The organism is Neisseria subflava, from assembly GCF_024205745.1.
In the GTDB taxonomy this organism is placed as follows: Bacteria; Pseudomonadota; Gammaproteobacteria; order Burkholderiales; family Neisseriaceae; genus Neisseria; species Neisseria flavescens_B.
On sequence record NZ_CP073117.1, the window covers coordinates 1,001,574 to 1,015,598 of the forward strand.

The 14,025-nt window shown below is 49.1% G+C and carries 16 protein-coding genes; 8 read left to right on the forward strand and 8 right to left on the reverse strand.

Features of this window, described 5'->3' with window-relative positions; all coding sequences use genetic code 11:
* The first annotated feature begins 2 nt into the window (after window positions 1-2).
* The 6 genes from KCG55_RS04905 (at window position 3) to KCG55_RS04930 (ending at window position 6,718) form a co-directional block, all read left to right on the forward strand.
* Entirely contained in the window at window positions 3-1,172 is a 1,170-nt protein-coding gene (locus KCG55_RS04905) for a capsule biosynthesis protein (RefSeq protein WP_188208900.1), read from the forward strand.
* Window positions 1,172-1,969, forward strand: a complete 798-nt coding sequence (locus tag KCG55_RS04910; protein ID WP_070646519.1) for an ABC transporter permease — start codon at window positions 1,172-1,174, stop codon at window positions 1,967-1,969. Before KCG55_RS04905 ends, KCG55_RS04910 begins: the two co-directional genes overlap by 1 nt.
* The gene (locus tag KCG55_RS04915; protein WP_003747991.1) at window positions 1,966-2,616 is read left to right on the forward strand and encodes an ABC transporter ATP-binding protein; all 651 of its coding nucleotides are present in this window, start codon (window positions 1,966-1,968) and stop codon (window positions 2,614-2,616) included. The genes KCG55_RS04910 and KCG55_RS04915 overlap by 4 nt, the downstream gene beginning before the upstream one ends.
* Before the next feature lie 63 nt (window positions 2,617-2,679).
* On the forward strand, window positions 2,680-5,034 hold the full coding sequence (locus tag KCG55_RS04920) for a Tex family protein (RefSeq protein WP_254323550.1): 2,355 nt from the start codon (window positions 2,680-2,682) through the stop codon (window positions 5,032-5,034).
* Between the two features lie 145 nt (window positions 5,035-5,179).
* Window positions 5,180-6,247, forward strand: coding sequence for a Fic family protein (locus KCG55_RS04925; protein ID WP_254323551.1), 1,068 nt, complete (start codon window positions 5,180-5,182; stop codon window positions 6,245-6,247).
* A gap of 129 nt (window positions 6,248-6,376) precedes the next feature.
* The gene (locus tag KCG55_RS04930) at window positions 6,377-6,718 is read left to right on the forward strand and encodes a hypothetical protein (protein WP_003683849.1); all 342 of its coding nucleotides are present in this window, start codon (window positions 6,377-6,379) and stop codon (window positions 6,716-6,718) included.
* A gap of 57 nt (window positions 6,719-6,775) precedes the next feature.
* Here KCG55_RS04930 and KCG55_RS04935 read toward each other — a convergent pair whose 3' ends face one another.
* Window positions 6,776-7,666 carry a LysR family transcriptional regulator gene (locus KCG55_RS04935; protein ID WP_254323552.1) on the reverse strand — a complete coding sequence of 297 codons (891 nt, stop codon included), beginning with the start codon at window positions 7,664-7,666 and terminating at the stop codon, window positions 6,776-6,778.
* Window positions 7,667-7,794: 128 nt separating this feature from the next.
* Between KCG55_RS04935 and KCG55_RS04940 the strand changes: the two genes are divergently transcribed.
* Both KCG55_RS04940 and KCG55_RS04945 read left to right on the forward strand, forming a co-directional pair.
* Entirely contained in the window at window positions 7,795-8,190 is a 396-nt protein-coding gene (locus KCG55_RS04940; RefSeq protein ID WP_254323553.1) for a DoxX family protein, read from the forward strand.
* 15 nt (window positions 8,191-8,205) lie between these two features.
* Window positions 8,206-8,811 (forward strand): nitroreductase family protein, encoded by a 606-nt coding sequence (locus KCG55_RS04945; protein ID WP_254323554.1) that lies wholly within the window; start codon window positions 8,206-8,208, stop codon window positions 8,809-8,811.
* A gap of 112 nt (window positions 8,812-8,923) precedes the next feature.
* Here the strand turns inward: KCG55_RS04945 and cysS are convergent, their stop codons facing one another.
* The 7 genes from cysS to KCG55_RS04980 form a co-directional block, all read right to left on the reverse strand.
* Window positions 8,924-10,345 carry a cysteine--tRNA ligase gene (gene cysS, locus KCG55_RS04950; protein WP_254323555.1) on the reverse strand — a complete coding sequence of 474 codons (1,422 nt, stop codon included), beginning with the start codon at window positions 10,343-10,345 and terminating at the stop codon, window positions 8,924-8,926.
* 21 nt (window positions 10,346-10,366) lie between these two features.
* A complete protein-coding gene (locus KCG55_RS04955) occupies window positions 10,367-11,107 on the reverse strand; it encodes a hypothetical protein (RefSeq protein WP_254323556.1) in 741 nt (246 codons plus the stop codon).
* Window positions 11,108-11,166: 59 nt separating this feature from the next.
* Window positions 11,167-11,376, reverse strand: a complete 210-nt coding sequence (locus KCG55_RS04960; RefSeq protein WP_084824333.1) for a hypothetical protein — start codon at window positions 11,374-11,376, stop codon at window positions 11,167-11,169.
* A gap of 40 nt (window positions 11,377-11,416) precedes the next feature.
* Entirely contained in the window at window positions 11,417-12,553 is a 1,137-nt protein-coding gene (obgE, locus tag KCG55_RS04965) for a GTPase ObgE (RefSeq protein ID WP_254323557.1), read from the reverse strand.
* 143 nt (window positions 12,554-12,696) lie between these two features.
* Window positions 12,697-13,185: a peroxiredoxin family protein gene (locus KCG55_RS04970; protein ID WP_049332892.1), complete on the reverse strand. Its 489-nt coding sequence runs from the start codon at window positions 13,183-13,185 to the stop codon at window positions 12,697-12,699.
* On the reverse strand, window positions 13,182-13,565 hold the full coding sequence (locus tag KCG55_RS04975) for an acyl-CoA thioesterase (protein ID WP_254323558.1): 384 nt from the start codon (window positions 13,563-13,565) through the stop codon (window positions 13,182-13,184). Before KCG55_RS04975 ends, KCG55_RS04970 begins: the two co-directional genes overlap by 4 nt.
* Window positions 13,565-13,927: a hypothetical protein gene (locus KCG55_RS04980; protein ID WP_003681812.1), complete on the reverse strand. Its 363-nt coding sequence runs from the start codon at window positions 13,925-13,927 to the stop codon at window positions 13,565-13,567. The genes KCG55_RS04975 and KCG55_RS04980 overlap by 1 nt, the downstream gene beginning before the upstream one ends.
* Between the last annotated feature and the right edge of the window lie 98 nt (window positions 13,928-14,025).

A 14,025-nucleotide genomic window follows, 5' to 3' on the forward strand; every position in this document is an offset into this window, starting at 1 on the left:
TAATGTCTGAGCAAGTTTCTGCAAATGTGGATGTGAAACCGGAACAACCGGCTCCCGAAAAGAAAAAGGCCAAAAAGTCTTGGTTACGTAAGATTAATCCGTTGCTTTGGGTAACGGTTATCGTGCCGACTTTGTGTTCCGGTGTGTATTACGGAATATTTGCTTCCGATCAGTTCACATCCCAGTCCAGCTTTGTGGTGCGTTCTCCTAAGAGCCAATCGTCTTTGAACGGCTTGGGTGCCATTTTGCAGGGGTCTGGTTTCTCTCGTGCGCAAGACGATATTTATACCGTGCAGGAATATATGCAGTCGCGTTCGGCTTTGGACGCGTTGCGTAAGAAAATGCCCGTTCGTGATTTTTATGAAAAAGAAGGCGACATCTTCAGCCGTTTTAATGGTTTTGGCCTGCGTGGCGAGGATGAGGCGTTTTATCAATACTACCGCGATAAGGTATCCATCCATTTTGACTCTGTCTCAGGCATTTCCAATTTGAGCGTTACATCGTTCAATGCCGGTGAATCTCAAAAGATTAATGATGCTTTGCTCAAACAGGGTGAGGTATTGATCAACCAGCTGAACGAACGTGCTCGTCAGGATACGATTCGTTATGCTCAAGAAGTGGTCAATTCGGCTGAAGAAAAAGTTAAAGAAGCTTCTGCCCAATTGACAAAATTCCGTGTGTCCAACGGGATTTTTGACTTGAAGGCGCAATCCGATGTGCAAATGGGTTTGGTATCCAAATTGCAGGACGAGTTGATTGTCATTCAAACCCAGCTGGACCAGGTAAAAGCCGTTACGCCTGAAAACCCGCAAATTCCAGGTTTGATTGCGCGTGAGAAGAGCTTGCGTAAAGAAATCTCGCAACAAATGAAAGCGATTTCCGGCGGCGGCGAGGGATCATTGTCCAATCAGGCGGCGGAATATCAACGCGTGTATTTGGAAAACGAATTGGCTGAGAAACAATTGGCTGCGGCGATGACTTCTTTGGAAAGTGCAAAAGCGGAAGCAGATCGTCAGCAATTGTATTTGGAAGTGATTTCCCAGCCGAACAAACCTGACTTGGCACATGAGCCAAACCGTCTGTACAACATCGTGGCAACGTTTGTCATCGGTTTGATTGTCTATGGCATTGCCGTGTTGCTGACGGCAAGTATCCGTGAGCATAAAAACTGATGAAAGAGCTACATAAAACATCGTTTTTGGAGTCGCTGCTTATCCAAAAAAGGGTAATCGGCGCACTCTTAATGCGTGAAATTATTACTCGCTACGGTCGTAATAACATTGGTTTTTTGTGGTTGTTTGTCGAACCTTTGCTGCTGACTTTGGTTATGGTGTTGATGTGGAAGTTTTTCCGCATGAACAACGTGTCAGCCTTGAATATCGTGGCATTCACGCTGACAGGCTATCCGATGATGATGATGTGGCGTAATGCTTCTAATCGTGCTATCGGTTCGATTTCTGCCAACACAAGCCTGCTGTATCACCGAAATGTACGCGTTTTGGATACCATTTTTGCGCGTATGTTGTTGGAGATTGCCGGCGCCACCATTGCGCAGGTCGTGATTATGTTCGCATTGGTCGTCATCGGCTGGATTGATGTACCGGCAGATATTTTCTATATGTTGTTGGCTTGGCTATTGATGGCTATGTTTGCCGTTGGATTGGGGCTGGTCATTTGTTCGGTGGCGTTTCACTTTGAGCCGTTTGGCAAGGTTTGGAGTACCATCAGTTTTGTGATGATGCCTTTGTCCGGCGTGTTTTTCTTCGTACACAACCTGCCTCAGCAATTGCAACACTATGTGCTGATGATTCCGATGGTGCATGGTACAGAAATGTTCCGTGCCGGGTATTTTGGCAACAGCGTTACGACTTACGAAAATCCTTGGTATATTTTGTTGTGTAATTTAGTTTTGCTGCTGCTTGGTTTGGCGATGGTGGCGAGATTCAGCAAAGGGGTTGAGCCGCAATGATTTCAGTTGAACACGTTTCCAAACGGTATCTGACCCGCCAAGGTTGGCGGACAGTCTTGCATGACATCAACTTCAAAATGGAGAAGGGCGAGAAAATCGGTATTCTCGGTCGCAACGGTGCAGGTAAATCGACGCTTATCCGTTTGATCAGTGGCGTTGAGCCGCCAACCACGGGCGAAATCAAGCGTACGATGAGTATTTCTTGGCCTTTGGCATTCTCCGGTGCGTTTCAAGGCAGCTTGACCGGTATGGACAATTTGCGTTTCATCTGCCGGATTTACAATGTCGACATCGATTATGTGAAGAACTTTACCGAAGAGTTTTCCGAGCTGGGTCAATATCTTTACGAGCCGGTCAAGCGTTATTCTTCAGGTATGAAGGCGCGTTTGGCATTTGCTTTGTCGTTGGCGGTAGAATTTGATTGCTATCTGATTGACGAAGTGATTGCAGTTGGCGACTCGCGCTTTGCCGATAAATGTAAGTACGAGTTGTTTGAGAAGCGCAAAGACCGTTCCATCATCTTGGTGTCGCACAGCCACAGCGCCATGAAGCAATATTGCGATAATGCGATGGTGCTGGAAAAAGGGCATATGTACCAGTTTGAAGATATGGACAAAGCCTACGAATATTATAATTCGCTGCCTTAAAGCGATTGTTTTTTAATCAGGCCGTCTGAAATTTCAGACGGCCTGTCCGTTGGAATTCTATTGATGAACATTACTCAAATTCTTTCCCAAGAACTCTCCGCCACTACCGCGCAAATCAATGCCGCCATTGAGCTTTTAGATGACGGTGCGACCGTCCCCTTTATCGCGCGTTACCGTAAAGAAGCTACGGGCGGGCTGGATGATACGCAGTTGCGCCAGCTTGCCGAGCGGCTGCAATACCTGCGCGAGTTGGAAGAGCGCAAAGCCGTTGTGTTAAAAAGCATTGAAGAGCAAGGCAAACTTTCAGACGACCTCAAAGCGCAAATCGAAGCCGCCGATAACAAAACCGCGCTGGAAGACCTGTATCTGCCCTACAGGCCCAAACGCCGCACCAAAGCGCAAATCGCGCGCGAACACGGTTTGCAGTCGCTGGCGGACGTGTTGCTTGCCGAGCAACCGCAGGACGTGGAAGCCGCCGCGCAAGGCTACCTGAACGAAAACGTCCCCGACGTCAAAGCCGCGCTGGACGGCGCGCGTGCAATTCTGATGGAGCAGTTTGCCGAAGACGCGGAACTCATCGGCACGCTGCGCGACAAGTTGTGGAACGAAGCCGAAATCCACGCGCAAGTCGTTGAAGGCAAAGAAACCGAAGGCGAAAAATTCAGCGATTATTTCGACCACCGCGAACCCGTCCGCGCCATGCCCAGCCACCGTGCGCTGGCGGTATTGCGTGGCCGCAACGAAGGCGTGTTGAACATCGCGCTCAAATACCAGCCCGACGACACGCCGATTACGCAGCAAAGCGAATACGAGCAAATCATCGCCCGCCGCTTCAAGGTTTCAGACGGCCATAAATGGCTGCGCGATACCGTGCGCCTGACTTGGCGCGCGAAAATCTTTTTGTCGTTGGAACTTGAGATATTTTCCAAACTAAAAGAATTAGCAGATGTAAATGCCATTACTGTTTTTTCTAAAAATTTAAAAGATTTATTACTTACCGCACCTGCGGGGAGAGTATCTATTTTGGGGTTAGATCCAGGGTTTAGAACAGGAGTCAAAGCTGCATTAATTGATGAAACAGGTAAGCTCATAGACACATTTATTTTCTATTTATTTAATGATAAAAAATCTATTCGACAGTTAGTCACTTTTATTAGAAAGTATAAAGTTCAAGTGATTGCTATCGGTAATGGAACAGCTAGTCGTGAAACTAATATGTTAGTTGGAGCAGTTATCACACGTTTGACAACAAGAAATATAAGAAACATAGCAATAGATAAAAATATGCAGTTATCTGATATCGAATGGGCTGTTGGAGAAGACTATATTAACTATCCAATTCACAAAATCGTCGTTTCCGAAGCTGGCGCATCGATTTATTCCGCGTCCGAACTGGCGGCACGCGAGTTCCCCAACTTGGACGTTTCCCTGCGCGGCGCAGTGTCCATTGCCCGCAGGCTGCAAGACCCGCTCGCCGAGCTGGTCAAAATCGACCCCAAATCCATCGGCGTGGGTCAGTATCAGCACGACGTGAACCAAAGCCAGCTCGCCAAATCGCTGGACGCGGTGGTCGAAGACTGCGTGAACGCCGTCGGCGTGGACGTGAACACCGCCTCCGCCCCACTCTTGGCGCGAATTTCCGGTTTGAATCAAACCCTTGCCCAAAACATCGTCGCCTACCGCGATGAAAACGGCGCGTTCGACAGCCGCAAAAAATTGCTGAAAGTACCGCGCTTGGGCGAAAAAACCTTCGAGCAGGCGGCGGGCTTTTTGCGGATTAACGGCGGCAAAGAGCCGCTGGACGCGAGCGCCGTCCACCCTGAAGCCTATCCCGTCGTCGCCAAAATGCTGGCGCAACAAGGCATTACCGCCGCCGAACTCATCGGCAACCGCGAGCGCGTGAAGCAAATCAAAGCGTCCGACTTCATTGACGAACGCTTCGGCCTGCCGACTATTTTGGACATCCTGTCAGAGCTGGAAAAGCCCGGCCGCGACCCGCGCGGCGAGTTTCAGACGGCCTCATTCGCCGAAGGCATCCACGAAATCAGCGACTTGCAAGTCGGCATGATACTTGAAGGCGTGGTCTCCAACGTCGCCAACTTCGGCGCGTTCGTGGATATCGGCGTCCATCAAGACGGTTTGGTGCACATCTCCGCCTTATCCAATAAATTCGTCCAAAACCCGCGCGAAGTGGTGAAAGCCGGCGATGTGGTGAAAGTGAAAGTGCTGGAGGTTGATGCTGCGCGTAAACGCATTGCGCTGACCATGCGACTGGATGACGAACCGAGCGGCGCAGCCAAAGGCAACAGGCTGTCTGAAACCCGACATCAAGAACGCCGCGACCGCAAACCCCAATGCAACGAGCGTGCCCCAACCAATTCGGCGATGGCAGATGCGTTTGCGAAATTGAAGCGGTAACAGTAGTCTGAAGTGCTATTTAAAGTAAAACCTCTTTGAAACAAATAAATAAAATTAAATTGTAAAAAAAATCCCGTTTTTTTATCATATTGAAGCGATATAGCAAAAAAACGGAATTTTTTTATCATTTAACCGAAACCCTAAAATGTACTCGATCGAACAATTCCCTCCTGAAATAGATTTCGACTCTGTTGCCGTCTTGAAAAAACTGGCTTCCGCCCATCGTTATCTAGCCGAATTAAAAGGCATCTGCCGCAGTATTCCCAACCAAGGCATTCTGATTAACACGCTGTCTTTGCAGGAAGCCAAAGACAGTTCCGAAATCGAAAATATCATTACCACTCATGACGAACTGTTCCGCGCAGGAATATCGGCAAGCTCATCTAGTCCTGCCATCAAAGAAGTACAGAATTATGCTTCAGCACTGCATTGTGGCTTCGACCTTATCCAAAAACACGGAATGCTGACCAACAATCATATTTTGACGATACAGGCCGAGTTGGAAAAGAACCGTGCCGGATTCCGTAAACAGTCGGGGACGATGCTGAAAAACGACCGTACAGGCGAAACCGTCTATACGCCGCCGCAACATATGGACGATATCATTTGCCTGATGAGCAGATTGGAAGCATTTATCAACAACGATAACACGGAAAAACCTATCGATCCGCTTATCCGTATGGCGTTGCTCCATCACCAGTTTGAAAGCATTCACCCATTTTACGATGGTAATGGCAGAACAGGCAGGATTATCAATGTGCTGTATCTAGTTTTAACCGGGTTGCTGGATATTCCCGTTTTATACCTCAGCCGCTATCTGGTACGGAACAAAAGCGAATATTACCGACTGTTACAATATGTACGCGATACGGGTGAATGGGAAGATTGGCTGTTGTATATGTTGGAAGCCGTGGAACAAACCGCCAAGGACGGCATCGATACCGTGCAGCAGATCCATCAGGCGATGCTGGACTACAAACACCGCATCAGGGAAAACTTCAACTTCTACAGCCAAGATCTGATTAACCACCTATTCAACCATCCCTACACAAAAATCGATTTCCTGATGAAAACGCTGAACGTTTCTCGCCCCAGTGCCGCAAAATATCTGGACGAACTGACAGAAGGCGGGTTCCTTCACAAAGAAAAGATAGGTAGAAGCAACTACTATATCAATATTGCGCTGATGAGTATCTTACTACCAACCAATTGATAATATTTGAATTTATACAATATTAAATCAATATATTATTTACCATCATACTTGATGGCTTGCTGATATAAATAAGCGTATAGTTCCAAATATCACAAACCCATCATCACAACCTTAGGAGTTCAAACCATGAAACCTGTTTTGTTTGCCGCGCTGATTTCCTGTTTCTCCGTTGCTGCGTATGCGGCCTGTACCGACAGCCAGCAGCAGTGCGTGATTTATAAAAACGGCAACGTCGCGACAGAAGGTGGCTGTACGGTCAGCAAATGCCAAAGTGCCGATGCGCAAGTGTTGAAATGGAAGCTGAAAAACGGCAAAGGCGTAACCGTTGAAATCGGTAAAAACGGTAAGGTTTTGGTGAACAAGAAACCGGGTGCGAAAGCGAACAACAGCAATGCGTCAGGCATGGGTTTGACATGCTATGCCGCCGATGCGGACAAACGCGAACAGTTCTGCTCGACCAATTATTGATTGGATTATTGCTTTGATTAAAGGCCGTCTGAAAAGTGTTTCAGACGGCCTTGATGTTTATCCTTCCGATATTTTTTCATAGAGAAAGTCGATGAAGCTGCGCACTTTCGCGCTGAGAAAGGCCCTGTCGACATAAGTGGCGTTCAGTTGGTCTGTCCAGATGGTGTAATCGGGCAGGAGTTGGATCAATGTGCCGTCCTTCAATTCCTGCTGAACCGCCCAAAGGGGCTGATAGCCTATGCCTGCACCTGATTTAATCAGCTCGCGGATCATCAGTGTGTTGTCGCTACGGATAACCGGGGAGAGGTGGAGAATGGCTTTTTCTGCGGTAGCGCGGTGGGTAATTTCCCAGTCTTGTTGACTGGTATAGGAAGGCAGGATAGCTTGATGCTGCATGACGGCTTCGGGTGTATCGGGTGTGCCGTGTCGGGCAAGATAGTCGGGGGCGGCAAGCAGGACGAACTCGATTTTGGCTAGCGGTTTGAAGATCAGCGAAGGGGAGGGAGTTTTGGAAACGCGCAAGGCAAGGTCGAAGCCTTCGGCAATGAGGTCGATATGGCGGTTGTCAAGGACGAGGTCGAGCGTGACTTTGGGATAACGCTGGCGGTATTCGGCCAACCATGCGCTCATATTGCCGCCTGCAAACCACAGTGGCATGGTTACGCGCAACATACCTTGCGGCGTTTCGACGCCGCCAGCCGCTTTTTGGGCGGCGGTGTCCAAGGTATCCAGCGCGTAGCTGCATTGGCGGTAGTATTCTTCGCCTGCTTCGGTCAGATGGAGGTTGCGGCTGTTGCGGTGTAAGAGCTTGGCTTGAATGGTGTTTTCCAGATGGCTGACATGTTTACTGGCCATGGCGGTGGAGATGTCGAGCTGATTGGCGGCACGGGTAAAACTGCCGCTTTGAACGACTTGGCGGAAAACTTTTAGGCTGAATAGGGTATCCATGATTTCTTATTAGGAAACGTTGTATCAATAATTCGAGTATATATCTCTTACTGGGAATTATCTATACTGCACTTATTGAAATTGCTCCCTACCTCTTTCAGGTAGCCATTAAAATAAGGATTATTAAGATGTCAGCCCTCAAATCATTCCAACCTGTTGTATTGTCCGTCTTGCGCATTGTGACGGCGTATTTGTTTTTGCTGCATGGTACGGCCAAGTTTTTCAGTTTTCCAATGTCCATGGGCGGCGCGCCTGAAGGCTTGATGCTGATGGCCGGTATTTTGGAAATTGTCGGCGGTATCTTATTGATATTGGGCCTGCTTACCCGTCCGACCGCGTTTGTTTTGTCCGGTCAGATGGCTGTCGCCTACTTTATGGCCCACGCATCTTCTAGTAATGTTTTGTTCCCATTGGCCAACCATGGCGAATCTGCCGTTTTGTTCTGCTTCGTGTTTTTGTATCTGGCAGTAGCCGGTGGCGGAGCGTGGGCGTTGGATAACGTTTTTGGTAAAGATAAAGATTAATTTAAGGAAAAGATCATGACTTATTCTGTTTTGCAACAAGCTGCTGAAACCCGTCGTTCTATCTATGCATTGAACAACACCCTGCCTCTGTCCAATGAGGAAGTAACCAAAATCATCGAACACGCCGTTTTGCATACGCCGTCTGCTTTCAATTCGCAATCTGCCCGAGTGGTCGTATTGTTTGGCGAAGAACATGCCAAAGTGTGGCATTTTGTCGAAGAAGCGTTGCGTGCAATTGTTCCTGCCGAGCAGTTTGAAGCCACTGCACAAAAACTGAACTTGTTTAAAGCAGGCGCGGCGACAGTTTTGTTCTTTGAAGATCAAGATGTTGTCAGAGGTTTGCAAGAGCAGTTCCCATCTTATGCGGCCAACTTTCCGATCTGGGCGGATCAGGCAAATGCCATGGTTCAATATGCTGTTTGGACAACATTGGCAGCTGCCGGTATCGGCGCCAATCTGCAACACTACAATCCGCTGCCTGATGCGGCCATTGCCAAAGAATGGAACTTGCCGGAAAGCTGGTTGTTGCGTGCGCAAATGGTGATTGGCGGTATCGCGGCTCCAGCCGGCGAAAAAGCCTTCCAACCAATCGAAGGCCGTCTGAAAGTATTTGGCGCATAAATGAAGTAATGTTTTAAACAAGGGGCGCGATGTTTGCGCCCCTTTTGAAATACCAAAATTAAAAAGGCCGTCTGAAAACAGTTTCAGACGGCCTTTTATCTATGCCATGAAATCAACCGCGGCGCCAAGTCGTACCACCAGCATTGTCTTCCAGAATGATTTTGTGTTCGTTCAGAAGGTCGCGGATGCGGTCGGATTCCGCCCAGTTTTTATCCGCGCGTGCCTGTTTGCGTTGGGCGATCAAATCGTCGATTTCCTCGTTGGACAGGCCGTCTGAAACAGCACCGCCTTGCAGAAACTCAATCGGATCACGTTGCAACAGGCCGATGATGCCGCCCAAAGCTTTCAGGCAGCCGGCGAGGTGCGCATCATTGGTTTTGTTCACTTCGCCTGCCAGTTCAAACAACACGGCAACCGCTTCGACCGTACCGAAATCGTCGTTCATGGCGGCGTAGAAACGGCGGGTGTAGTCGTTGGCGTTTTCAGATAAGTCAAACTCAGCCGCTGGTGTGTTTTTCAACGTAGTGTACAGACGGGTCAGTGCACCTTTTGCGTCGTCCAGATGCGCATCCGAGTAATTCAACGGGCTACGGTAGTGGGCGCGCAGGATGAAGAAACGTACGACTTCTGGGTCGTATTGTTTCAACACTTCGCGGATGGTGAAAAAGTTGCCCAACGATTTGGACATTTTTTCGCCGTCCACACGGATGAAGCCGTTGTGCAGCCAGTATTTGACGTGGCTGGCGATGCTTTGACCGTGGTGGGTTTGCGCGTGGTCGTGGCCGCAGGTATGACCGCTGGCACCGACGCTTTGGGCGATTTCATTTTCGTGGTGCGGGAACTGCAAATCCGCGCCGCCGCCGTGAATATCGAAAGTATCGCCGAACAGGTTTTCACTCATGGCAGAGCATTCAATATGCCAACCCGGACGGCCGTTGCCCCAAGGGCTTTCCCATGCCGGTTCACCTGCTTTCGCCGCTTTCCACAACACAAAATCAAGCGGATCGCGTTTGAAACCGTCCACTTCCACACGCTCGCCTGCGCGCAGGTCGTCCAACGATTTGCCCGACAATTGGCCGTAAGCGGAAAACTCGCGCACGGCGTAGTAAACATCGCCGTTTGCGGCAGGATATGCCTTGCCGTTTTGAATCAGGGTTTCAATCATGGCAATCATTTGCGGAATGTTTTCCGTCGCCTTTGGCTCAATATCCGGACGCAACACGCCCAAAGCATCGGCATCTTCGTGCATAGCCTGAATGAAACGCGCAGTCAGCTCGCCGATGGTTTCGCCGTTTTCAGCCGCACGGGCAATGATTTTGTCGTCGATGTCGGTAATGTTGCGTACATAAGTAAGCGGATAACCGCACTCGCGCAGCCAGCGGGCAATCATGTCGAATACAACCATCACACGGGCGTGACCCAAGTGGCAATAGTCGTAAACAGTCATGCCGCAAACGTACATACGCACGTTTTTTGGATCGATGGGGGTGAAGGGTTCTTTTTGGCGGGTAAGGGTGTTGTAGAGGTTTAGCATGGAGATTCTCAAAAATTAGAATTATTTAGTAAGTTCACTTTCCAACGCATTGGCCACAAGCCATATCAAAGCTGGGCCCAATAGCCAAAGAATTACAAGTAGAGGAACAAAATTAACACTTCCACTAATCTTCAAACCAGTTACGAACAACAAACAAAAAATTATTTCACATAATACAAGAGCAAATGCATTCGCATGCTCTCGCAAATGTCTATATGACTCCACATAATCTAGTTTTTTCTGTCGTTTTTCTGCAAGTTTTTTGTAAAAATTAACTATTAAAAAATTAGAATTAATTATACCCCAAATGGATAAAGTAGTCGTAAATGAAAAAGAAAAGGTAGATAAAATAAAAAAATAAATTATTTGCCGCCATTTCAGGTTATCTAAAGAAGTAGAACCTATATATACTAAAAATGCAGTCATTGCGAGTGAGATGACACTGGTAACCAACACCAACACCAACCCAATCCAAAATGAAGACTGATGACTTGATGATTTAAACACATTTACTCTTAATGCATGAAATACCAACATAGGCGCACTAGATAAATAACAATATGCCAAACCACAAACACCCAAAATAACTAAATGAGTAAAAGATAAATCTTTTGGATCTTTAGGAATAAGAAAAGCTAATTTTTCTAATCCAAATCTAGTAGCAATATCAGTATGAATAAAAAGATATAAAAGTATAAAGACACCCATTACTGTGCCCAGCGCATACCGCAAGGCATAAAATTCCCACCATCGTTTATCCATTTATTTTTCCTTATCAAATCTTACTCTTTTACTAACCTAATAATAAAACAGCTCTGGGTTTAACGCTGCGTATGGCCGACTATCTTTTCCGTGCCGTCCGGCTGTAATTCCACAATATTGCCGTGCTCGTCGCCGACATACACCGATGTGTATTTGCGCTTTTCGGCCATCCATGCGCGGTAGAGGCTTTGCAGGGTGTCTTGTTTGCGCTTGAGGGCTTGGATTTGTTCGGGCGTAATCATGTTTGTCCTTGCGTGGCTGTCGGGCATAAGGCCGTCTAAAAACCTTTCAGACGGCCTTTGCCGTTATTCACTCTGCCTTCAACACCGAAGTATCCGTCTGCGGCTGCGCGGCGGCGGCTTTTTCGGCGGCTTCGGCCTCGGCGGCGATGCGTTTTTTCTCAGTCAGGTATTGGTTGATTTGGTGTACCAATTCCTGCGTGCCTTGGTGGGTCAGGGCGCTGATTTGGAAGAGGCGCGGGGTTTCCATATCGAATTGGAAGCGGTCGTCTGGTTTGGGGTAATCCCAGCCGATGGCTTCGAGGAAGGCGGCGGTGCGTGCTTGGGCTTCTTCGTCGTCGAGCATGTCTAGTTTGTTCAGCACCAGCCAGCGCGGTTTGTCGTAGAGTTCTTCGTCGTATTTGCGCAATTCGTTGATGATGGCGAGGGCTTCTTCTGCTGGGTTGACGGCTTCGTCGAAGGGGGCCAAATCGACGACGTGCAACAGCAGGCCGGTGCGTGATAGGTGCTTGAGGAAGCGGTGGCCGAGGCCTGCGCCTTCTGCCGCGCCTTCAATCAGGCCGGGGATGTCGGCCATGACGAAGCTGTGGTTTTCGTCGATGCGCACGACGCCCAAGTTTGGATGCAGGGTGGTGAAGGGGTAGTTAGCGATTTTGGGGCGTGCGGCGGATACGGCGGTAATCAGGGTGGATTTGCCGGCGTTGGGCATGCCTAATAAGCCGACATCGGCGAGTACTTTAAGCTCGAGTTGCAGGGAGCGGGTCTCTCCTTCTTCGCCGGGCGTGGATTGTTTGGGCGCGCGGTTGACGGACGATTTAAAGTGGATGTTGCCCAAGCCGCCTTTGCCGCCTTTGGCGAGGCAGACGCGCTGGCCGTGATAAGTGAGGTCGGCAACGATTTCGTCGGTATCGAGGTCGCGGATGAGGGTGCCGACGGGCATTTTGAGGACGATGTCGTCCGCACCTGCGCCGTAGCGGTCGGAGCCGTGGCCTTTTTCGCCGTTTTTGGCTTGGTAGCGTTTGACGAAGCGGTATTCGACGAGGGTGTTGGTGTTTTCGTCGGCTTCTGCCCAAACGCTGCCGCCTTTGCCACCGTCGCCGCCGTCAGGGCCGCCGCGGGGCACGAATTTTTCGCGGCGGAAACTGGTTGCGCCATTACCGCCTTTGCCTGCGGCGACTTCGATTTTTGCTTCGTCGATGAATTTCATGATGTTCTCTTATGGGTATTCGGTTGTTTCAGACGGCCTTTGTTAATAGAGGAGCTTGGTATCTGAACGGATAAAATGTTGCTTATTATAAAGGATATTTCGGTTTTAGGCCGTCTGAAATATGGTTTCAGACGGCCTTGGATTTATTGGGCGAGGGCTTGGTCGATTTCTTGATAGAGTTGGGAGAAATTGGGTTCGCCAACGTAGGTTTTAAGGATGTTGCCGTTTTTGTCGATCAGGACGGAAGTAGGGTAAACCTGTGTACCAAAGGCTTTTGCGGCAGTTTTGTCGGCATCGTACATGACGGTGAAGGGAAGGCCGTATTCTTTGACGTACTGATGGACACTTTCGATGGGGTCAATGGGCTGGGCTATGCCGAGGACTTGGAAGTTTTTGCCTTGATAATCTTGGGCGGTTTTGATGATTTTAGGCATTTCGCTCACGCAGCCGGGGCAGGAAGGAAACCAGAAGTTGATAAGAGTAACTTTGTCTTTTAAATCGGCGTTGGTAATGGTTTTGCCTTGCAGGTCGGGCAGGGCGAAATCAGGGGCGGCTTTGTTGCTGGGGATAAGGACGAAGGCAAGAAGTGCGCCGATCGTGGCAATGACAAGGAGTGTGAGTATTTTTTTCATGATTCTAGATTTTGAATGGCGTGTGCTAAGGTTGGGGGAATGCTGATGCTGCGGCCGCTTTCGCTGCTGACGGGCATAAGGGTCACTTCGGCTTCGATGGCGGCTTTGCCGTTGGGTAGAGTCGCGGTTTGGCTAAGGATGATGTGGCGTGTGCCGATGTCTTTCAGACGGCCTGTAAAGGTCAAAACGTCGCCTTCGAGCGACGGACGGCGATAGCGGATGTCAACGCGTGCAACAACGAGCATGATGCCTTTGAGTTCGGACAGAAGGTTATGCTCTTGAAAAAACGTCCAGCGCGCTTCTTCGAGAAATTCGAGATAGCGCGCATTGTTGACGTGGCCGTAGCCGTCGAGGTGGTAGTTGCGGACGGTCAGTTTCATCAGTTGAGATTGATGGGTTGGAACTCTTCGCGTGCGATGGGTTCGTGTTCGAGGTCGGTAATCACGGTGGAGAGTTGGATGTCGAACCATTCGTTGAAAATGTCGGCGTCCAAATCCGGCCATTCGCTTTCGTCTTCGCACCAGTCGGCCAATTCGGCAGCAAAAATATCTTCAAAGCGCGCTTCGATTTCGTCCCATACTTCGTCTGCGGTTTCACACGGGCGAACGAGGTAGGAATTGGCATCGGCTTGGATATCTTCAAGCGTCAGGCCATCCAAGTGATTGCCGGGCAGGGATTTCAGCCAGTTCCAAAAAGGATCGAGGGGGATAAGCAGGAAGACGCTGCGGTTGACTTCGTACATGGTGTTTTCCTTGGTTTCTGTATAGTTGAATGATATAGCAAAGGTGGTGGACTGGCTATCTTTTGGGGGATAAAGGCCGTCTGAATTTCAGACGGCCT